The following is an 18,999-nucleotide window of genomic DNA, read 5'->3' as shown; positions in this document are numbered from 1 at the left end:
CGACAAAAAAATGAAATTCAAAAACTGGATATATACAACTGCCTTAGGACTGGCAATCGGTTTTGCAGGCATTCAGGAGACTAGCGGACAGGAAAAGTATTTCCGCGCCATCGGTACTCCGCACAATCCCAAAGTTCCCGTTTCCTGGAACAGGTACCATACCAACCTTGCTTTGGAAGAAATCATGAAGGACATGGCCAAAAAGCATCCCGATCTGGTAAAGCTCGAAAGCATCGGTAAATCCTACCAAGGAAATGACATTTGGGTACTGATCGTCACCGACTTCAAATCCGGCAAAGCGGAAGACAAGCCGGGCATGTGGATCGACGGCAACATCCACTCCAATGAGATTCAGGGAACTGAATTTACCCTTTACACCGCTTGGTACCTTTCTGAAATGTACGGGGAACTGGAATTCATCACCCAATTGCTCAAGGACAAAACCTTCTACATCGCGCCTACCATCAATCCGGACGCGCACGACAACTTTATCAAGGAACCAAACACGCTGAATTCTCCACGATCAGGAATGATCAATATGGACGATGACGGCGATGGGGTGATCGGCGAAGATCCTTTTGACGACATCAACAAAGACGGTCATATCACGATGATGATCCGCAAATCACCTACAGGCCGCTATATCAAGGATCAAATGGATCCGAGAAAACTCATCATGGTCGCTCCTGATCAAAAAGGGGAATATGAAATGTTGGGTTTTGAAGGAATAGACAATGACGGTGACGGTGAAATTAATGAAGATGCCATCGGTTATTATGACCCTAACCGTGATTGGGGATGGAACTGGCAGCCAGATTATGTACAGCGAGGTGCATGGAAATACCCGTTCAGCGTGCCTGAAAACAAAGCTGTGATGGAATATGTGATGAAGCACCCCAACATTGCCGCAGCGCAAAGCTACCATAACTATGGCGGCATGATCCTGAGAGGTCCGGGAGCGGAAGAAGACTTGGGAACATACAACCAAACTGACATCCGAATCTATGATGCCATTGCCAAAAAAGGAGAAGAATTCATGCCAGGTTACAAATACCTGGTGGTGTACAAAGATCTTTACTCCGTATTTGGCGGTCAATTGGACTGGTTCTATGGTGGAAGGGGAATTTTCACTTACTCCAATGAATTGATGACATCTTACCTCTATGTGCACAAAAATGCAGGAAGAGGCAATCAGGATGAGCAAATGATGGTAGACACTTACCTGACTTTTGGCGATGCATTTGTCAATTGGGCAGAATACGACCACCCTCAATATGGCAAAATCGAAGTCGGTGGCTTCAAGAAAAACTTTGGCCGTCTGCACCCGGGATTCCTATTGGAGCAGGATGCCCATAGAAATGCCGCCTTCACCATCCTCCACGGCTACCACACTCCAAAACTCAGCGTGATGGATGTCAAAGAAGAAGACCTTGGAGGAGGATTAAAAGCAGTTACAGCGACGATTTACAACGAAAGGTTGATCCCAACCCACTCCAGCCAAGATTTGAAATACAAAATCGAAAGGCCTGATTATGTCAGCATCACCGGCGCCAAAGTAGTGGCGGGATTTGTAGTGGACAATGAGGACTTCAACAGACTTTCCGAACAAAAGACAAATCCTGAAAAAATCTCCGTCGCCAATATCCCGGGAATGGGTGCGGTAAAAGTAAGATGGATCGTCTCCGGCAACAGCAGCTACAGCATCAACGTGGATTCTGCCAAAGGCGGAAAAGCTAGCTGGAAGAAGTGATAATTGTCCACAGTCCATAGTCGACAGTCCACTGTGGATAGTCATCAAATAGAAATAGCTACCTGAGAGACCAGGCATGGTCAAATCGACCACAGTCGATGGTCCACGGTCCATGGTGGATAGTCATCAAATAGAAATAGCTACCTGAGAAATCGGGTAGCTATTTTGTTTTTGTGGATCTCTATTTTTACTGCAAACCATATATAACTCGGATTGAAGTTCCATAGTCGTGACCGTGGACTATGGACTGTCGACCGTGGACAATGGACTATAGACTGAATTTTATTTTGGAAGATTCAGGTAATATCTTGTTCCCTTTAATTCTCCGGTTTTTGTCAATACCTCAAGATCCACGAGATATTGTAAATCTCTGGTGGCGGTAGCTCGCGAGGCTCCCGTGATCGATAAATAATTTTTGACGCTCAATCCTCCTTTAAAGCCTTCCGGTCCTTCTCTGAATATCCTGGAAAGCAATTTTTCCTGTCTTTCATTCAGTTGGGTCCTAACCTTATCGTAGAGTTTTGTTTTTTTAATTATAAAGTCAACCAGTTCAAGTGTTCGGACTTGGGCTTTGATAATTGTTTCTGAAAAATACATCAGCCAATCTGTGATTTCAATTTGGGTATTGTTTCGCTCCAATGCGGTATAGTAATCTTTCTTATACTTTTCAATCACAAAAGACAAGGCTATCAATGAAGGTTGCCCAAGACTTTGTGCCAAAGACTTTTCTGCAATTGCGCGCCCAATTCTACCATTTCCATCTTCCATAGGATGGATGCATACAAAATAAAGATGTGCAATCCCCGCCCTGATAAGCGGTCCCAACTTCCTATTCCCTTTTGGCCCTGAGCTTTCAAACCAGTCCAAAAAAGCATTCATCTCCCCTTTCAACGTATCAGAGGGCGGAGCCTCAAAATGGACAATCGGTCTGTTTATTGGACCTGAAACCACCTGCATAGCATCACTACCTGTTCTGTACCTGCCAATATCTGTCAGGTCTCTTCTCCCTTTGGTAAGCATCTCATGCCATCGAAAAATGGCTTCATGGGTTATTGGTTCGGAGAATGTCTGATACACATCGACCATCATCTCCGCTATTCCTTGTTCGGCTGCCGGCACTTTCCCAATGTTGGTTTCAAGGCCAAATTGTTTGCGAATGGAGGATTGTACACTTGCCCGGTTCAAATATTCACCTTCAATTTCTGAGGTCTTCAGGGCTTCATCAGCTATGATTTCCACTATCAGGTTGCTCTTCTCATCTTCCTCAACATGTTTGAAAGCACCTACCAAAAGACCGGAATTTTTAAAAAATTCCTGTTCAAAAACCGATAACTCTTCCAGGTCAAACCTGAATGACGGCCAGTCTTTTGATTGCCAATTCCACTTCATGAGTTATAAATCTGAATTTTATAACTCAAATATAAACAAATTGTGAGTTATAAATCTGATTTTTATAACTCATGGGAAATCATTGGTCCAAAACAAATACTTGAAAATACATTTTTAGAAGATTGAAATCAGATCCTGAGCATCCCGCGGAATGCTCGGACTCCATAATAGGATTGGGCTCCATTATGATAGGTAAAGACATGATTGTAGCGACGGTCGCAAAAAAGAGCTCCCCCAAGTTTCCGGATGGCTTTGGGTGTTTGGATCCAACTTGAGGTTTTGGTATCGAATTCTCCCAATTGTTGCAATTCCCGGTATTCGGATTCGGTCAGGATATCAATGCCCATTTCAGCAGCCATGTCGACGGCGTTGTTGGCAGGTGGGAAATCTTTCCTCGATTCCAATCCTTCCCTGTCAAAGCAAATACTTCTGCGGCCTTTGGGACTTTCTGCCGAACAGTCATAAAAAATATATTCTCCGGTGTTGTCATCGAAGCCGACAACATCCGGTTCTCCGCCAGTGATTTCCATTTGATGCAGTGACCAAAGCTTTTCTGAGCTTCCCTTTCCATTGAGATGGAATTCCAATTTGGCCAGGACCGAAGCCCATTCCAAACCTTGGTGACGGTTTTTGTTTTTCTCAAACCTGGATTTCAACGTTCTGAAAAGCACTTCACACTGATCGCTTGTCAATTCCTTTTTAGTATCCATGGTTCTCCCTATTAAATCAATTGCAAAACATAGCTATAAAAACCATTCCAAATCCAGGGCCTAACACATCCTCTTACCTTTCACCTCTTACCAATTACTTTTCTAATCATCCTTCCCTGCTCCTTTGAAGTAATCCTCCTTGTCGGCAAAGAGTACATTGAAAGTGGTCAGTGAACCGTAGGCCCGCGTAATGTATTGCTGCAGGGCAATTCTGTCCTGATCGTCGAGTTTCTCGTGGTTGTTGATATTCTGCTCAAGGACACGGAGCCGCTCCCTGACCATGACGATCTTGTGGAAAAATGTCGCAATCGGAACTTCCTTGTTGCTCAATTCGGGATTATAGGGATTGAGAATCATGTTGCCTTTGAGCCACTTTTGGGCCATGCTGACTTTTGGCAAAGCTTCCGTAGGCGGGATTTTTTTGATCGCGTTTTCTACTGCCCTTTCGATATCCGCAAGGCTGAACGCTATCGGTTCTGCTTCTTTCTTTTCGATCAGTTCAAAATGCTGAAAGTCCCTTGCGATGGTTTTGACCTCCGCAATAAAGTTGAAATAAATCTTGTAATAGGAGGCGTCTGCCTCCACGACCACGCCTTTTCCAAATTTTGGATGTCTAACTTGACTGCCGATTCCCAATTCCATTGCTGACATAAAATAATTGGTTTTGCTACCTAATGTTTCGGTCAATATAAAAGCTATTTTTATATTTTCACAAAAACTTTCCACCAAGCCTATGAATTCTTTGGACCGCCTCCGATTGCTTTTTGAAGAACAGATCAATGTCATGCCCATTGCAGAAAATCTGTTGGTTTTTGACCAAAACAGTTACAGGGAAGAAATGGAAAAACGGAATTTTCAATCGGCCGTCGTGGATGTCGATGGGATATTGATGAAATTCGATATCGGTGATGCATCTCCGGTTCCCATCCCTGAGGATGACATCATGCCATCTGAAACTCCGCTGTTGATTGCCTTCAGAATGCTGATCGACAAGAGGCGGTATTTCATTGAAGAAGATGGAAAAATCGCGCACATCGTCACCCGGACTGACCTCGACAAGATTCCTCTCAGGATCGGGTTTTTTGGAATGATCAGCCTGTTGGAAACCCACCTGAAGGAACTGATCCGCAAATACCTCCCACATTGGGAACAAAGCATTTCCGAAAACCGGCTCAACAGCGCCCGATCACTCTATGAGTGGAAAAAAGGACGGAAAGAAGAAATTGATTTGGTGCAATGCCTGCAGTTTGGTGACTTGGGTTCTATCTTTTCCAAAAATCAGCGCTTCAAAAAATTTGATCCGGAGTATAGCAGAGACCGTTTTGTCAAGATGATGAATGACATCGGTCAGCTGCGCGATGCACTTGCCCACTCGCAGGGAAATCTGGGATTTTCATGGGAAGAAATTGACACTATCATCCGGTTTATCAGGATCATTATCGATGCAGAAGATCAGGTTTTTGGGGAATAGATTAAGGGGTTATCGGCTTTTTTGCCAGCAAGCTTATATTATACTTCAAACAGGACGGAAGACCGAAGTCGGAAGTATCGGACTTCTCAGTGTTTGGCAAAGAACTATATCAAATTATCATTTTGCTGGCATCATAGCGTACATACATAGGTGGGGGCGTAGCCCTCAAATCTTCGTAGCAATTGATATGGTAAATGAACGAAAGGGGCGTAGCCCTGAGATCTCGTAAACTACTTCATTCTCCAAATATTCTTGTCGGAGAAGCTTTTTATTTTGGGTTCGTGTGTAAATGAAATTGGTTAACCCCGGAACAACAGATTCGCCCTATTCTGAGGTCGAGATTCAAAACCTATCCACCTTAAAACCTGCCAATTCCATGCTTGGGGATTTTTGGGCATGGAGTTCTGCGAGGATTTTTCCTGTCGCAGGTGCCAGGCTAATACCCATCATGGAATGGCCGCTGCCGACAAGAACATTCTTCCAATTTGGCGCAAAACCGATATAAGGCAAACCATCGGGTGAACAGGGTCTCAAGCCTTTCCAGATCTGATCGGTTTCGGGGAATTTGGATTGAAAATCCGGATAATACCGGTTGATGGATTCGAAGATTCCCTTAACCCGGTTGATGTTGATGGATTCATCTGTTCCGGCGATTTCCATCGTGCCACCAAATCGGATCTGATTGCCATAAGGACTGACGGCAACTTTCATTTCTGTCAAAATGCTCGCCTGCTTGATTTCAGGCTTGTTGTCCTGGATAAAGCTGTATCCTTTTCCGCCCATCATGGGAAGTGAAAAATCTAACATCTTAGCCAATTCGGCAGACCAAGCGCCTCCACAAAGCACAAACTTATCCCCTTCGATTTTTCCCTCCGAAGTCAATACGCCGATGACTTTATCTGATTTTGTTTCAAATCCGGTGACTGTCACTTGGTTTTTGAACTGCACACCATTTTCTTCCAAATGTTTTTTCAAAAAGCTATATAAAGCAGCTGGGGAAAGGTGGGCATCGCCGGGAAAAAGCACTGCACCCCTTGCCTTCACTTCAAGGTTGGGTTCGATATTCCTGATGTCTGCCGGACTGAGGATTTCTGCCACCAAGCCATGTTTCTGCGCCAAATGTGCAAATTCAATCTCTTCCTTTTCTACATCGGCAGTTTGATAAAGCATCATCAAACCCTTTTCCACCAAGCCCAAGTTTGACTCGATGTGCTCAGCCTTGAACTGTTGGTACAGCGCTTTGCTCATCAGGCTGAGGTTTTTCAGGTAGGGGATGCTTTTCTCGACATGGGATTTGTTGGCGGATTGGTAAAACAACCACGACCATTGCAAGAGCTTCCGGTCAAATCTAGGATGGATATAGAAGGGACTTTTGGAAGAAAACATCCAGGAAATCCCCTTGCTTATCATGCCCGGAGCGGCTAGCGGAATGATGTGACTCGGCACGATCATCCCGGCATTGCCGGTGGAGCAATTGACCTGCATGTCACCTTTGTCAATGATGATGACTTCCGTTCCTGATTTTTGAAGGAAATACGCAGTAAACAGTCCGACGATCCCGCCGCCGATGATGATGGTTGGTTTCATTTTTTAGATGTGAGATGGGAGACTTGAGACATGAGACTGAATTCTGGTAATGTTTGGATTTAAATGTTGTAGTTGGTGTAATTGTTGTCCGCTTCGCGTTGTCAGGTTATCGGGTTAGTTTGGTTGTAGTTGTAATCGAGTCCAGTCATTCTTCATTATTAATTCATAATTCTGAATTTATTGTCTCTCGCATCTCGGCTCTCGTTTCTCGCCTCTCGCTTCCTTCAGATTACCTGAAATCCATGCACATAAGGGTCTTCGTCATCAAGGAAAATGGTATTGTAGCCTGTCACCACTGCCCAACCTTCGATGCTTGGAACGATGGCAGGAAAGTCTCCGACGGAAGTCTCCTCTTCTATCCTGCCTGTAAACTTGGAACCGATAAAACTCTCGTGGACAAATTCATCCCCTTTTTTCAACAAACCTTTGGCATGCCACTGTGCCATCCTAGCCGAAGTGCCCGTCCCGCAGGGTGAGCGGTCGATGGCTTTGTCGCCGTAGAAAACGGCATTTCTGGCGGTAGAAGTGGGGTCTATAGGTTCGCCCGTCCAAAGCAAATGAGAAAGTCCCCGGATAGAAGGATGCTCTGGATGGACAAATTGGTGGGAAGCGTTGATCTTTTTGCGGATTTCCCGGCTCCACATGATGAGTTGCTCGGCCCGGAAATTTTGGATTCCTGAGAAATTTTCCTGTGGATCGACAATGGCATAGAAATTCCCCCCATAAGCCACATCTACTTTGAGCGTACCCAAGTCATCACAATGCACCTCAATGTCGGTTGCGGCAAGGTAGGAAGCAATGTTGGTCAGTTTGACGGATTTGACTTTTTTGCCTTCCTTCACATAGCTCACCCTTACCAATCCGGCAGGCGCTTCGATTCTCAGTTGGCCGGGAATTTTCGGCGTGATCAATCCCTCTTCTATCGCAATGGTAACAGTCCCGATGGTGCCATGACCGCACATGGGCAGACAACCACTTGTTTCGATAAATAAAACCGCAACGTCATTGGCAGGATCATGAGGTGGAAAAAGCATCGAACCTGACATCATATCATGCCCACGCGGCTCAAACATCAGCCCCTTGCGGATCCAATCAAGATGGTCAAGAAAATACTGCCGCTTTTCGACCATGTTTTTCCCTTCCAAAAAAGGTACTCCACCGGAAACAAGTCTGACAGGATTGCCACAGGTATGTGCGTCGATGCAGGAGAAGGTACTTCTAGAGGACATAAGAAATTGAAAGATTGGAAGATTAAGGGTTGAAATGTTGAAAGGTTTTGAAAGTTAGAAAGTTATAAAACCACCTTATTTCTAAATATATGCCTATCTGTGGACTATGGACTGTTGACTGTTGACAAAAACAATTTTCTGCCTACTTTATGAATTCGCCGTCTATTGTTCTCCAAATCCCCAAAGGATTGCTTTCTCTCAGTGCATCAGGCAATAAAATATCCGGCATGTCTTGGAAAGCTATCGGTCTTGCAAATCTCTTGATTGCGTAGACACCGACGGAAGTACTTCTGCTGTCAGAAGTGGACGGATAAGGACCGCCATGTTGCATGGCATAGCCCACTTCAACTCCGGTCGGAACGCCTTTGTACAGCATTCTGCCGCATTTTTCCTCAAGAAGATTGATTAGAAAAAGTTTGTCGCTGAGTTCTTCTTCTTCCGCCCAAATGGTGATGGTCAACTGTCCATGGAGTTTTTCGGCTATGGCAAGCAAATCATCCTCACCTTCATACACCACCATCATCGCAAATGCCCCGAAAACTTCTTGTTGGAATTTGTCATCACTTAACCAGTCTTTGGCTTTGATTTTTGCCAGAGCAGGATGGCCTTTGATCAGGTCTTTGGCAGCTGCAACTTTTACCCATTCGAGTTCTTCCCTACTTTGAAGATATTGCAAAGCATTGTAGTAAGCATCCGCGATTCCCTCATGCAGCATCGGTGCCGCAGCGATGTCTTCAATTTCAGTTTTGATTGCTGCCGCAAATTCCTTTTGCAGACTTTTTGGGACAAAGATCAAACCCGGATTGGTACAGAACTGCCCCACTCCAAGGGTCAAAGAAGATATAAATGCTTTGGCACTTCCTGCAATGTCTTTGGAAAGTTTTTGCTCGAAGGTAAAAATCGGATTCACAGAACCCATTTCGGCAAAAACAGGAATCGGTTCTTCTCTTTGGCTGGCTGTTTTGAACAATGCCATGCCTCCATAATGTGAACCCGTAAATGCAATGGCTTTTGCAATCGGATGGACTGCCAAGGCTTGTCCTTCTTTGGCGCCACCTTCCACATGCTGAAATATTCCATCCGGTAAAGCCGAATCTACAACTGCTCTATGAATGACCTGGGAAACAAGTTTGGAAGTTTCAGGATGGGCGGGGTGTGCTTTGTATATCACCGGACAACCCGCCGCCAATGCAGAAACGGTGTCCCCTCCTGCTGTAGAAAATGCCAATGGAAAATTACTTGCTCCAAATACGACGACCGGACCAAGAGGTGTCAAAAACCTTCGGATATCCGGTTTTGGTGCCGGAGTGCGGTTTGGATCTGCATGGTCGATGGTTGCTTCCACCCAACTTCCTTCCTCCACCAACTTTGCAAACAAGCGGATCTGACCTGTGGTTCTTCCAAGTTCACCGGTAATCCTTCCTTCGGGAAGGTTCGATTCTTTGGATGCCAAAGGGATAATGGTGGCTTTTTCAGCCTCCAATCCATCTGCGATTTTTCGGAGAAAAGCCGCTTTCTCTTTTCCTGGAAGGTTTTTATATAACAAGAATGCTTCCTGTGCTTTGGCAAAAATCTGGTCGTAGGTCATGGAGTTTGGTTAATGGTTGTAATTGTTCTATTTGTTGTAATTGTTGTAATGGTTCTAATTGTTGGAGGGTTATCAGGTTGTCTTGTTGTCCTTTTTTCGACGTCTTGTTTATGTCAAACAGAAGGTCAAGAAACCAATTAAAGTTCACCTTGTCACTTCGAACGTAGAGAGAAGTCTTTTATATTTTGGCATTTAAGATTTCTCAGTCGTACCTCCTTCGAAATGAAAAAGGATAGGTTTTGTTAAAGAGCAATCGAATAATTCCAAGTCTAAGAAATCTAAGAAACTTCACCTCGCCTAATTCGTACTTCGTAAATCGCACCTCGTAAATACTTACAGTTTCGGTCTATGCTCCAAACCCCTCTTGATGATGTTCTCGATTTTTATCCTTTCTTCCCCGATCAAAGTCAGTCTAGGAGCGCGAACCCATTCTGTCCCGATGCCTGCCATCTGCTCAGCAAGCTTGATGTACTGCACCAACTTCGGATGGATATCGAGTTCTAATAAAGGTAAGAACCAACGGTAGATTTTTAAAGCTTCTTCTGTCTTTCCGGCCTTCACGAGGTTATAGACGGCAACAGTCTCCTTTGGAAAAGCACATACCAACCCGGCAACCCACCCGTCAGCGCTCATCAGCAATTCTTCCATGGCCAAAGTATCAACTCCGCAGAGGATTTTGAACCTGTCACCAAATAGGTTTCTCATTCTCGTGACATTTGAAATGTCTCGGGTTGATTCTTTGATGGCTTGGATATTTGGACAATCGGTCAATTCCTCAAACATAGACAAGGTCACCAAAGTCTTATAATCCACGGGATTATTATAAATCATGATCGGCAAATCAGTACTGTTGGCCACCGCCTTGAAGTAAGCGACGGTCTCTCTTGCATCAGAACCATACCGCATCGGAGGCAAAAGCATCAAACCTGAAGCGCCCATTTCCTTTGCCTTGTGTGCCCAAAATATGGCATCTCGCGTGGCTCCTTCGGCGATATTTAGGATCACAGGAACTTTGCCATTGACATACTTTACCGTTTCGGTTGTCAATTGGATTTTTTCCTCCAAGCTAAGTACCGAGGATTCACCCAAAGTGCCTCCGAGAATGATACCATGTACGCCGGCTTCGAGCTGCGCATCGAGGTTTTTGAAAAACATGTCCATGTCCAAGCTTCCATCCTGATGGAATTTGGTCGTCACTGCCGGAAATACACCTTGCCAATTCATAGTCGTAGATTTTTTTATTCAAAGGTAAAGCGATTAATGGCTTGATACTTACACTTGATTAGTCAATAGTAATACCATATTGATTTTGAATTAGATATTTTGGTAAAAATAAATTAATATCATATTGAAAATTAATTAGTCCATAGTCCATGGTCGACAGTCCATACTTGTCCGCCGTGGCGGAGCCCTTACAATCGATTTTCAATCCTGGGTTTATATGGTTTTGTGGAAAAAAAGCATACATATTGGGAAGTTCATGAGATTACAATTCCTTTCTATTCAAGGTTGAGAAAAAAATCAGCTTCAACTTGTCACTTCGAACGTAGGGAGAAGTCTTTTGAAGACTTAGAAAAAGGATTCTCAGTCGTGCCTCCTTACCAATGACGTATTTGTCTAGGTCGTCACTCTGAGTGAAGCGAAGAGTCTCTTTTATTCTGAGATCTTTCATCCTCGTACCTCGGATTCAAGATGACGCACCACCAATCGTCATCCCCTTTCTGTAAATGCCAATTTTAACGACTCGAAATGACAAGGAAAGGTTGGTTAAGAATTCAAAGATTAATCCATTTTAAATAGAAAGCTGACAAAGAATAAGCTAACAACGCATGTCCAAAGTTATTCCCTTCAAAATCCCCAAGTCGCAAAAGGAATTTGTCCGCTTCCAGGTGGATGAAGGGAGTCACTTCTATGACAAACTCCACCAGCATCCTGAGTGGCAACTTACTCTCATCTTGGAGGGAAAAGGCCAATTGATGGTTGGGGATTATCTGGGGAGGTTTGAACCGGGAGATATTTACCTGCTTGGTTCAAATGTGCCGCATGTCTTCCGTTCTGATGAGGAATACTTCCAAAAAACCAATTCCATCAAATCCGTCAGCAACACGATCTTCTTTGATTTTGAGGCGCTCGGTAAAGGAATCTGGGAAGTTGAAGAATTTCTGGAACTGAGACAATGGGTCAACGCCATCAAAGGTTGCTACGTGGTCAAGTGCGAAAATCAGGAATTCCTTAAAAACAGCATCCGGAAATTTGCTTTAAAAACAGGGATGGAAAAAGTCCTGGCAGCCTTGGAAATGATCCGGTACTTGCAACAACCCTATGCAATGCTACCACTTAACCGACTGCTTCCTATCAGGGATTATTCTGAACTTGAAGGTAAGCGCATGGGCAATGTCATGGCTTTTATCCTTGCTGAGAACCACCGCAACATCAGCCTCAAAGAAGTAGCAGAAACCGCAAACATGAGCAAGGAAGCATTTTGTCGGTTTTTCAAGGAGCGGACCGGGAAGACGTTTACAGAATTTCTCAATGAACTCCGTATTCACAAATCCTGTCACCTGCTCCAAGAAACCGACCTTTCCATTTCCCAAATCGCTTATCAGACAGGTTTCCAAAATCTTTCTTACTTTAATAGGGCATTTAAGAAATATATACTGACCACCCCGAAATCATTCCGCAAACAAATCCATTTTCAAAACCTATGAAAAAACTGCTCCTTATTTCAATCATATTCCTGATGGCTTGGCAGGTATCCGCCTCCGAACTCTACCCCGCCATCATGAGCTATCAGGCTGACTGGACTGCCCTCAACAGAAAATATAACAATCCACTTTCGGATGAATATTTTGAAAGAATCAGTCGCTTGTATGCTGATTGGTTGAAGGCACTGGAAAGTATGCCCTATGATTCCTATTCTGCGGATGGCAAACTGGACTACCAGATTTTCAAAAATTACCTTGAAAAGGAAAGCTACTTTCATTCCGCCGCCTTTGAAGAATACAAAGCCGTAAAAAATGTGGTGGACTTTGCAGCTCCGCTAGAAAAATTCTATCAGGCTCGAAGGATGGCCACCAAACCCAATGCGCAGGAATTGGCCGCTGTTTTTACCCAAGTCGAAATGGCTATGAAAACCAAATGGGAGCAAAGCAAAAAAAGCAAGCCTTACGACAGTTGGCAAAAAGCGGAACTTGCCTCCCAAGTGGTAGAAGCGATGAGAAAGAGTACAGAAGAAGCTTACAAGTTTTATTTTGACTATGACCCTGAATTCACCTGGTGGATGAAGGAACCCATGGCTAGCATGGACAAAAGCTTAAAAGCCTATGGCGAATTTTTGAAAAACCATTTTGAAAATACCGTGGTGAAGGATGACGGATCGGGAATTATCGGCAAAGTGGTGGGAAAAGTAGCCATCGAAAAGGAACTGGCTTACAACATGATCCCCTACACTGCGGAAGAACTTTTGGCAGAAGGGGAAAAACAGTATGCCTGGTGTGAGCGCGAAATGCTCAAAGCCTCGCAGGAATTGGGATTTGGCAATGACTGGAAAGCCGCTTTGGAGAAAGTGAAAAATACCTACGTCCCCGCCGGAGAATGGCCGCAAATGGTCACCGAAATGGCAGAGGAAGCGATTACCTTCTTGGAGGAAAGAGACCTGATGACCATTCCGGAGATGGCCAAAGAAACCTGGCGGACTTCCATGATGTCAGCTGAAAGGCAAAAAGTCAGTCCCTTCTTTTTGGGTGGGGAAACGATTATCATCTCCTATCCCACTTCTGAAATGTCGCATGCCGACAAAATGATGAGTATGCGGGGAAACAATCCCCATTTCTCCAGAGCAACAGTACAGCATGAATTGATCCCCGGACACCACATGCAGCAATACATGAATCAGCGCCATTTCCCTCACCGAAGGATATTCAATACACCATTTTGGGTAGAGGGATGGACTTTGTACTGGGAGTTTAACCTTTGGGACAAAAATTTCCCAAGAAATGCCGAAGACAAAGTGGGCATGTTGTTTTGGAGAATGCACCGGGCAGCAAGGATTGTCTTTTCGCTCAATTACCACCTAGGCAAATGGACGCCACAGCAATGCATCGACTTCCTAGTAGACAAGGTCGGTCATGAGCGGGCAAATGCCGAAGCGGAAGTCAGAAGGTCATTTGAAGGTAGTTATGGGCCACTTTACCAATTGGCGTATATGATCGGGGGGCTTCAAGTGTATGCTTTGAAAAACGAGATGTTGGCCTCAGGAAAAATGACCGAAAAGCAATTCCATGATTTCTTTATCAGCCAAAACTACATGCCGATCGAACTGCTCCGTGCAAGGATGAAAGAAGAAAATCTTCCACGGAATTTCAAAAGTAATTGGAGGTTTCTAAACCCTTGAGGTGGGGAAATCAACCCTCAAAGGGTTTCGAACCCTTGGAGGGTTTTTCACTACTCCTCTTGTTTGTCTTTTTTCAAGGTGATAATGATTGCTCCGTTTTTGGCTTTTTCCCCAAACCTTATGGTTGCTGATTCACCCTTCAGGACTTCAATGCTTTGAATATCATTGGGATTGATGTTATCAAAATCGAAAAATTCCTCCAATCCATTTTTCGTTTTTAGGTAGTATACCGGTTTATCCCCTTTAGATTTAGGATCCATTTGGAGATAAATCTTGGACTTTGGATCTGAGTTTATAACGTATGAGTCTGAGGAGTTAGGTGTGACAGTTATGCCATTTACACGTTCTTGTGCAAAACTGCCATCAGAATCTATTGGCCCTGTACCAACTCTGAATTGTGGACTTGTGCTTTGAAATGTAGATGGAATCTTTGCCGGAGAAGCATATAACATCCAATTTTTGGATCCATTCAAAGAAGCTTGTTGATTTTCTGTCAGCTCATTTTTTATGGCCACCAATGTACTGAGCTGCTTTTTCTTCAAGCGATTTTCTATGTCCAAAACAACATCCATCTGTTTGGAAACAGCTACCGCATCAGGTTTGGATTCTGCTAACAGTTTTTTCAGCTTTTCAGTGGCCGCATCCAGATCCCATTTGAGTGTACTAAAGTCTGCGGCATTAGTACTGTGGATTTTTTTGATTTTCTCAGCCTGGGCATCAGAAAGGGAAATTTTATCCCTGTTTTTCATGACGATATCGGCAGAGAACAGGTATTCCTGAAACATGTCCTGGGCATTGCCCAAGCTTGCGGTAAGGAATAGGAGGATGAAAAGGGAATTCTTTAGCATGGTCAAGTAGATTTATTGTTGGTTCAGTATTCGGTCAAAAGGGAGGAGGTTGGAGATTCCCAGGTTTCAAGATAGGTTTTTTCTTCAATCAGGATTTGTTGGTTGTTATTTTCATCTTTTTCAAGCGTGATAATGATAACCTCAGCCGGAGGATTGAGATCCTTTTTATTTTGAGGCAAAAGGAAAAATCCCAAAGTCAGAGACGCTGCAATCCCTATTGGAATCCACCAATTGATGCTGCTTTGTTTTGCCGGTTCCGGAAAAGCGGGAATTTGAATCTCCCGATCATTCTCCTTTAATTGATCAAAGAAGCTTTGTAATTCTTTATCGGTTTCGTTTCTCATCACTTTTCTATTCTTGTTTTTTCAATCCACTCTTTCAATTTTTTCTTTCCCCGGTCATAATGGGTCCGGATCGTGCCTATATGAAGATTCATCACCTCGGCACATTGCTCCAAGGTCATGTCGTGGTAGAATACCATCAGCAACACTTCCTTTTGCCGATCCGGCAGCGCTTGGAGCAAAGCCTCATGGGAATCATTTTCCGGAGGATCATCTTCATAAGCCATGTCAGGCAGCTGGTCCAATGAGGAGTTTTTTCCTTCCTTTTTGATTTCTTCATAAGCCGTAAACCTGATCACTGAAAACAGCCAGGTTTTGACTTGGGACTTTTCCTTATAGACAGCTTTGCCTTCCAGTATTTTCAGATACACAAGCTGCAGGACATCCTTGGCCCGATCATCATCAAATGAGCAACACTGCCGCGACCAATGGTAAGCTTCGGAATGAAGTTCTTTGAGTATGGTTTCGAGCCAATGTTTTTTCATTTGTATCCCTTTGTTTCAAAAAGTTAAGATTATATGACAAGCCGGTATGAAAATTTTTAGAAGTTGAGAAAAAAAAAGATGGATATGCGCTTCTTTGCCTGTGACCCCATATTCTTCTTCAATCGGGACGGAAGACGGATGTACAGGGCATTTAAGCCGACAGACACTAATTAAAATGGATATTCAATCTACAGGTATCATTGCGTACAGGGATAAAAAAAGGAAATAGGAAGCATAAATCCTATCAAGAAAGGATAATGTTATTTCTCCAGTTTTTCAAACCAAAAAAACCCTGTTTACCTTTGGCCCACTATGAAAAACCTGATCAACAAAGTCCACCATATTGCCATCATCTGCTCGGATTACAGGAAATCAAAGGTGTTTTATACAGAAGTTTTGGGCTTGGAAATCACGCGCGAAGTTTACCGGGAAGAGCGTGATTCTTACAAGCTAGACCTTTCTTTGAATGGGCAATATATCATCGAATTGTTTTCATTTCCTGATCCGCCGAGGAGGCTTTCGAGACCGGAAGCTACGGGATTGAGGCATTTGGCCTTTGAAGTGGGGGATTTGGAGGCGGTTTTGGAAAAGTTGAATGACTCAGGAATTTACTTTGAACCTACCAGAACAGATGAATTTACAGGCAAAAGATTCACCTTCATTACCGATCCGGATGGATTGCCGGTAGAGTTTTATGAAAAGTAAAAGCGCCCAAAAAATGATTGGCTCTATGGGTGTAGGGCTTCATGCATTTCCAAAAAAATTAGGTAATTTTCAGCCACCTTTATAAGCCCACCCCATGAATCCGAATCCAAAAAACAAGGAACTGGCTTCCAAAAAAAATAAGATAATCGTGCTTTTTTGCTTGATGATTGTCCTGACCAGTGCATTTGCCGTCAAAAAATTATTTTATACCGATTCTGCTTTTGACAAACAGTTGGCTTTGCTCTCCACAGAAATCAATAAAACCACACCTATTTTGGTGGATCAAAATACCCGTCTCGACCGGACAGAAACCAAAAGAGGCGAAGTGTTTCTTTACCATTATACACTTGTCAATATGGAAAAAGGGAATTTTGAGGAAGACGAGCTAAAAGAATTTCTCCGGGAACAGATCTTGAACAATATCAAAAACAATCCCGACCTGCAGTATTTCAGGGCACATGGCGCTGCCATGACTTACACCTACAAAGACAAAAACAGTACCCACCTTTTTGACCTCACATTCACCTCCGATGATTATCGATAAATCGGTAACATTCCTTGAATTTGAAAAACATATGCTTTAAGCAAGATTTTGTTACCTGCTTTTTTCTTAAATTTTGGGTGAAATTAACCCCAATTCCATGAAGCTATTTTTCACCATGGCATTTATCATTGCCGCCTGCTCCAACAATCCTTCAGATACTGTGGAAAGCATACCGGTGGAGTTCAATGAAATCATAGAAGCGCCTCCTACGGCACAAGCCTACCCATTGTCAGAAAAGCTGCTTCTTTCCCAGGATATCAGCCAAAAATTGGTTCGGTCGGGAGGAATTAATTTCCAATCTGAGGATATAGAAAAGGATTATGTCAAGATCAAAAGCATGCTTGGGGGATTAAATGCCTACCTCGAAAATGAAAATCAAAACAACGACAATTACAGAAAAAGCTACAATCTCAGCATTCGTGTTCCTTCTGAAAAGTATGACAGTCTGTTGAATTCCATTTCCGGAATTGCCTTTAAGGTAGAAAGCAAATACTCCAATGTCGATGATGTCACCGAAAGGTACTATGACCTCCAAAACCGAATCCAAAACAAAAAGGAACTTGAAATCAGGTACAGGGAAATATTGTCCAAAGCCAATCAGGTAAAAGACATCCTTGAAATCGAGCGAAACCTCAACGAAGTCCGAACCGATATCGAGATGATGGAGGGGCAGTTCAATTACCTCAGCAAGCAGATTCAATTCAGTTCCTTGCAGGTACAGTTTTACGAGGAATTGCCTTATGAACTCAATTCTCCCAAAAAGAAGGGATTTTGGGTGAGGGTATTTAATGCTTTGGATAATGGATGGCAGGTGTTTTTGACCGTCTTGGTTGGATTGGTGACACTGTGGCCATTCTACTTTGCCGGAGCCTTGATCTTTGTTTTGGTAGTATATCTCAAAAGAAGAAATAAAAAACATCCATGAACCTTGTCAGATTTTTTATAATCCCCGTAGCTGTTTTCTTGTTTGTTTCCTGTGCGAGTATTCAGGATTCGAACATCAACCTGCGCTTGGATAAGAGCAATTGCTTTCAGGATTATTATTACGAATATGAGGAGGACCAGATTCCTCCTCCTCTACATACTATTACAATTCCAGCAAACCTTGAGCAGAATTTTTCCAAGAAAAGTATCAACATCGCCAATGCCATGGGTATTTTGGAACTAATGGAACGATATCTACAAAGTATGGAGGAATTATATGCTAATCCAGGTATTGAACAAAGGATCCGTCATCTGGAATTGTATCAGAAACTATTTCAGCGCATTGGTTTTGCAGAGTTGGAAATTTCCTCCGAATCTGCTGAACTCGAGTGCGAAGAGTACAGGGCCGATCAGATCTCCAAATACCTCAAAGCAAAGGAAGATAATACAAATACCAAGTTAACAGTAGCTTCAATAGTCGTTGGGGCCCTAGGGGCAGTAGGGACAACAATTTTTTTTGACAATGGCAAAACACCTGAATACATCGCTCTTAGTGCCGGGATTTTGGGAGCAACATTTGGGGTAATGATATTGGTAAATAAGAAGAAAGTGACTTTCGAACATGAAAGGAACCATTTACAGGAGATTTGGGAAGGACCGGCAACCTCCAAATATTTCCCGGCATCGGTGTGGTATTACCTCAATTATGTCTATCCTGAAAAAGAAGAGCAGGTCTCCAAAAGAGAAGAAATCATTGAAAAATGGATTAGTTTGGGATTATTTGAAGATTTAAAGCCAAAAGATAGAGAGGAAATGATCGAAAAGTTTTTTGGAAATGGAGGCGTTTACTATAGTGATGAACTAGAAGAAAGGGCAGGCATGTATGACCAAATCGTTTCTCAGATCAATCTTATGATGCAAGATTTGAAAACCCTTTCCGGTGAATTGGAAATTTTGCAGGAAAGCAAATTTTCCAAATTCGGGAAAAACTGATTACCTAAATCCTAGCTTCCATTTTCCCCCCTCTTTTAATTT

18 protein-coding genes are annotated in these 18,999 nt (G+C 43.3%); 8 read left to right on the top strand and 10 right to left on the bottom strand.

Translation table 11 applies throughout. From position 1 onward, the window contains the following. The first annotated feature begins 10 nt into the window (after positions 1 to 10). A complete protein-coding gene (locus MMU05_RS07605; protein ID WP_241141077.1) occupies positions 11 to 1,750 on the top strand; it encodes a M14 family metallopeptidase in 1,740 nt (579 codons plus the stop codon). Between the two features lie 282 nt (positions 1,751 to 2,032). Here MMU05_RS07605 and MMU05_RS07600 read toward each other — a convergent pair whose 3' ends face one another. The 3 genes from MMU05_RS07600 to MMU05_RS07590 all read right to left on the bottom strand — a co-directional run bounded on the left by MMU05_RS07600 (position 2,033) and on the right by MMU05_RS07590 (position 4,500). Further along, entirely contained in the window at positions 2,033 to 3,139 is a 1,107-nt protein-coding gene (locus MMU05_RS07600; RefSeq protein ID WP_241141076.1) for a Fic family protein, read from the bottom strand. A 128-nt stretch (positions 3,140 to 3,267) separates the two neighbouring features. Beyond that, a complete protein-coding gene (locus MMU05_RS07595; protein WP_241141075.1) occupies positions 3,268 to 3,849 on the bottom strand; it encodes a DUF4256 domain-containing protein in 582 nt (193 codons plus the stop codon). Positions 3,850 to 3,951: 102 nt separating this feature from the next. After that, the gene (locus tag MMU05_RS07590) at positions 3,952 to 4,500 is read right to left on the bottom strand and encodes a hypothetical protein (RefSeq protein WP_241141074.1); all 549 of its coding nucleotides are present in this window, start codon (positions 4,498 to 4,500) and stop codon (positions 3,952 to 3,954) included. 82 nt (positions 4,501 to 4,582) lie between these two features. On the opposite strand from MMU05_RS07590, the gene MMU05_RS07585 reads away from it, so the two are divergent. Then, positions 4,583 to 5,320: a CBS domain-containing protein gene (locus MMU05_RS07585; RefSeq protein ID WP_241141073.1), complete on the top strand. Its 738-nt coding sequence runs from the start codon at positions 4,583 to 4,585 to the stop codon at positions 5,318 to 5,320. A 342-nt stretch (positions 5,321 to 5,662) separates the two neighbouring features. Here MMU05_RS07585 and MMU05_RS07580 read toward each other — a convergent pair whose 3' ends face one another. From MMU05_RS07580 to MMU05_RS07565, 4 genes are all read right to left on the bottom strand, one after another. Next, positions 5,663 to 6,907, bottom strand: coding sequence for an NAD(P)/FAD-dependent oxidoreductase (locus tag MMU05_RS07580; RefSeq protein ID WP_241141072.1), 1,245 nt, complete (start codon positions 6,905 to 6,907; stop codon positions 5,663 to 5,665). 224 nt (positions 6,908 to 7,131) lie between these two features. Beyond that, positions 7,132 to 8,136 carry a 4-hydroxyproline epimerase gene (locus MMU05_RS07575; RefSeq protein WP_241141071.1) on the bottom strand — a complete coding sequence of 335 codons (1,005 nt, stop codon included), beginning with the start codon at positions 8,134 to 8,136 and terminating at the stop codon, positions 7,132 to 7,134. Between the two features lie 142 nt (positions 8,137 to 8,278). Further along, the gene (locus tag MMU05_RS07570; RefSeq protein WP_241141070.1) at positions 8,279 to 9,724 is read right to left on the bottom strand and encodes an aldehyde dehydrogenase (NADP(+)); all 1,446 of its coding nucleotides are present in this window, start codon (positions 9,722 to 9,724) and stop codon (positions 8,279 to 8,281) included. A 333-nt stretch (positions 9,725 to 10,057) separates the two neighbouring features. Continuing rightward, the gene (locus tag MMU05_RS07565) at positions 10,058 to 10,948 is read right to left on the bottom strand and encodes a dihydrodipicolinate synthase family protein (RefSeq protein ID WP_241141069.1); all 891 of its coding nucleotides are present in this window, start codon (positions 10,946 to 10,948) and stop codon (positions 10,058 to 10,060) included. Positions 10,949 to 11,553: 605 nt separating this feature from the next. Here MMU05_RS07565 and MMU05_RS07560 point away from each other — a divergent pair. Both MMU05_RS07560 and MMU05_RS07555 read left to right on the top strand, forming a co-directional pair. Continuing rightward, the gene (locus MMU05_RS07560) at positions 11,554 to 12,432 is read left to right on the top strand and encodes an AraC family transcriptional regulator (RefSeq protein WP_241141068.1); all 879 of its coding nucleotides are present in this window, start codon (positions 11,554 to 11,556) and stop codon (positions 12,430 to 12,432) included. After that, positions 12,429 to 14,117 carry a DUF885 family protein gene (locus MMU05_RS07555; protein ID WP_241141067.1) on the top strand — a complete coding sequence of 563 codons (1,689 nt, stop codon included), beginning with the start codon at positions 12,429 to 12,431 and terminating at the stop codon, positions 14,115 to 14,117. The genes MMU05_RS07560 and MMU05_RS07555 overlap by 4 nt, the downstream gene beginning before the upstream one ends. 50 nt (positions 14,118 to 14,167) lie before the next feature. Here the strand turns inward: MMU05_RS07555 and MMU05_RS07550 are convergent, their stop codons facing one another. Genes MMU05_RS07550 through MMU05_RS07540 form a run of 3 tightly spaced genes read right to left on the bottom strand, consistent with a single transcriptional unit; the run spans position 14,168 to position 15,791 of the window. Beyond that, a complete protein-coding gene (locus MMU05_RS07550) occupies positions 14,168 to 14,965 on the bottom strand; it encodes a hypothetical protein (protein WP_241141066.1) in 798 nt (265 codons plus the stop codon). Positions 14,966 to 14,988: 23 nt separating this feature from the next. Next, positions 14,989 to 15,309, bottom strand: coding sequence for a hypothetical protein (locus tag MMU05_RS07545; protein ID WP_241141065.1), 321 nt, complete (start codon positions 15,307 to 15,309; stop codon positions 14,989 to 14,991). Next, entirely contained in the window at positions 15,309 to 15,791 is a 483-nt protein-coding gene (locus tag MMU05_RS07540) for an RNA polymerase sigma factor (RefSeq protein ID WP_241141064.1), read from the bottom strand. Before MMU05_RS07540 ends, MMU05_RS07545 begins: the two co-directional genes overlap by 1 nt. A gap of 312 nt (positions 15,792 to 16,103) precedes the next feature. On the opposite strand from MMU05_RS07540, the gene gloA2 reads away from it, so the two are divergent. The 4 genes from gloA2 (at position 16,104) to MMU05_RS07520 (ending at position 18,957) form a co-directional block, all read left to right on the top strand. Further along, the gene (gene gloA2, locus MMU05_RS07535) at positions 16,104 to 16,496 is read left to right on the top strand and encodes an SMU1112c/YaeR family gloxylase I-like metalloprotein (protein ID WP_241141063.1); all 393 of its coding nucleotides are present in this window, start codon (positions 16,104 to 16,106) and stop codon (positions 16,494 to 16,496) included. 94 nt (positions 16,497 to 16,590) lie between these two features. Then, entirely contained in the window at positions 16,591 to 17,040 is a 450-nt protein-coding gene (locus MMU05_RS07530) for a hypothetical protein (RefSeq protein ID WP_241141062.1), read from the top strand. Between the two features lie 97 nt (positions 17,041 to 17,137). Beyond that, complete coding sequence (locus MMU05_RS07525; RefSeq protein WP_241141061.1) at positions 17,138 to 17,965, top strand: DUF4349 domain-containing protein; 828 nt, start codon at positions 17,138 to 17,140, stop codon at positions 17,963 to 17,965. Beyond that, the gene (locus tag MMU05_RS07520) at positions 17,962 to 18,957 is read left to right on the top strand and encodes an AAA family ATPase (protein ID WP_241141060.1); all 996 of its coding nucleotides are present in this window, start codon (positions 17,962 to 17,964) and stop codon (positions 18,955 to 18,957) included. Before MMU05_RS07525 ends, MMU05_RS07520 begins: the two co-directional genes overlap by 4 nt. The last annotated feature ends 42 nt before the right edge of the window (positions 18,958 to 18,999 follow it).

Source organism: Cognataquiflexum rubidum (assembly GCF_022538115.1).
Taxonomy (GTDB): Bacteria; Bacteroidota; Bacteroidia; order Cytophagales; family Cyclobacteriaceae; genus Cognataquiflexum; species Cognataquiflexum rubidum.
The sequence above is the reverse complement of the archived record's forward strand: the minus strand, read 5'-3'. Positions and strand labels throughout refer to the sequence as shown.

Coding starts and splice junctions, on each gene's coding strand:
- MMU05_RS07560 (WP_241141068.1), top strand. CDS start 11,554: ATGTCCAAAGTTATTCCCTTCAAAATCCCCAAGTCGCAAAAGGAATTT.
- MMU05_RS07520 (WP_241141060.1), top strand. CDS start 17,962: ATGAACCTTGTCAGATTTTTTATAATCCCCGTAGCTGTTTTCTTGTTT.
- MMU05_RS07580 (WP_241141072.1), bottom strand. CDS start 6,907: ATGAAACCAACCATCATCATCGGCGGCGGGATCGTCGGACTGTTTACT.
- MMU05_RS07595 (WP_241141075.1), bottom strand. CDS start 3,849: ATGGATACTAAAAAGGAATTGACAAGCGATCAGTGTGAAGTGCTTTTC.
- MMU05_RS07565 (WP_241141069.1), bottom strand. CDS start 10,948: ATGAATTGGCAAGGTGTATTTCCGGCAGTGACGACCAAATTCCATCAG.
- MMU05_RS07590 (WP_241141074.1), bottom strand. CDS start 4,500: ATGTCAGCAATGGAATTGGGAATCGGCAGTCAAGTTAGACATCCAAAA.
- MMU05_RS07605 (WP_241141077.1), top strand. CDS start 11: ATGAAATTCAAAAACTGGATATATACAACTGCCTTAGGACTGGCAATC.
- MMU05_RS07570 (WP_241141070.1), bottom strand. CDS start 9,724: ATGACCTACGACCAGATTTTTGCCAAAGCACAGGAAGCATTCTTGTTA.
- MMU05_RS07585 (WP_241141073.1), top strand. CDS start 4,583: ATGAATTCTTTGGACCGCCTCCGATTGCTTTTTGAAGAACAGATCAAT.
- gloA2 (WP_241141063.1), top strand. CDS start 16,104: ATGAAAAACCTGATCAACAAAGTCCACCATATTGCCATCATCTGCTCG.
- MMU05_RS07600 (WP_241141076.1), bottom strand. CDS start 3,139: ATGAAGTGGAATTGGCAATCAAAAGACTGGCCGTCATTCAGGTTTGAC.
- MMU05_RS07550 (WP_241141066.1), bottom strand. CDS start 14,965: ATGCTAAAGAATTCCCTTTTCATCCTCCTATTCCTTACCGCAAGCTTG.
- MMU05_RS07575 (WP_241141071.1), bottom strand. CDS start 8,136: ATGTCCTCTAGAAGTACCTTCTCCTGCATCGACGCACATACCTGTGGC.
- MMU05_RS07530 (WP_241141062.1), top strand. CDS start 16,591: ATGAATCCGAATCCAAAAAACAAGGAACTGGCTTCCAAAAAAAATAAG.
- MMU05_RS07555 (WP_241141067.1), top strand. CDS start 12,429: ATGAAAAAACTGCTCCTTATTTCAATCATATTCCTGATGGCTTGGCAG.
- MMU05_RS07525 (WP_241141061.1), top strand. CDS start 17,138: ATGAAGCTATTTTTCACCATGGCATTTATCATTGCCGCCTGCTCCAAC.
- MMU05_RS07540 (WP_241141064.1), bottom strand. CDS start 15,791: ATGAAAAAACATTGGCTCGAAACCATACTCAAAGAACTTCATTCCGAA.
- MMU05_RS07545 (WP_241141065.1), bottom strand. CDS start 15,309: ATGAGAAACGAAACCGATAAAGAATTACAAAGCTTCTTTGATCAATTA.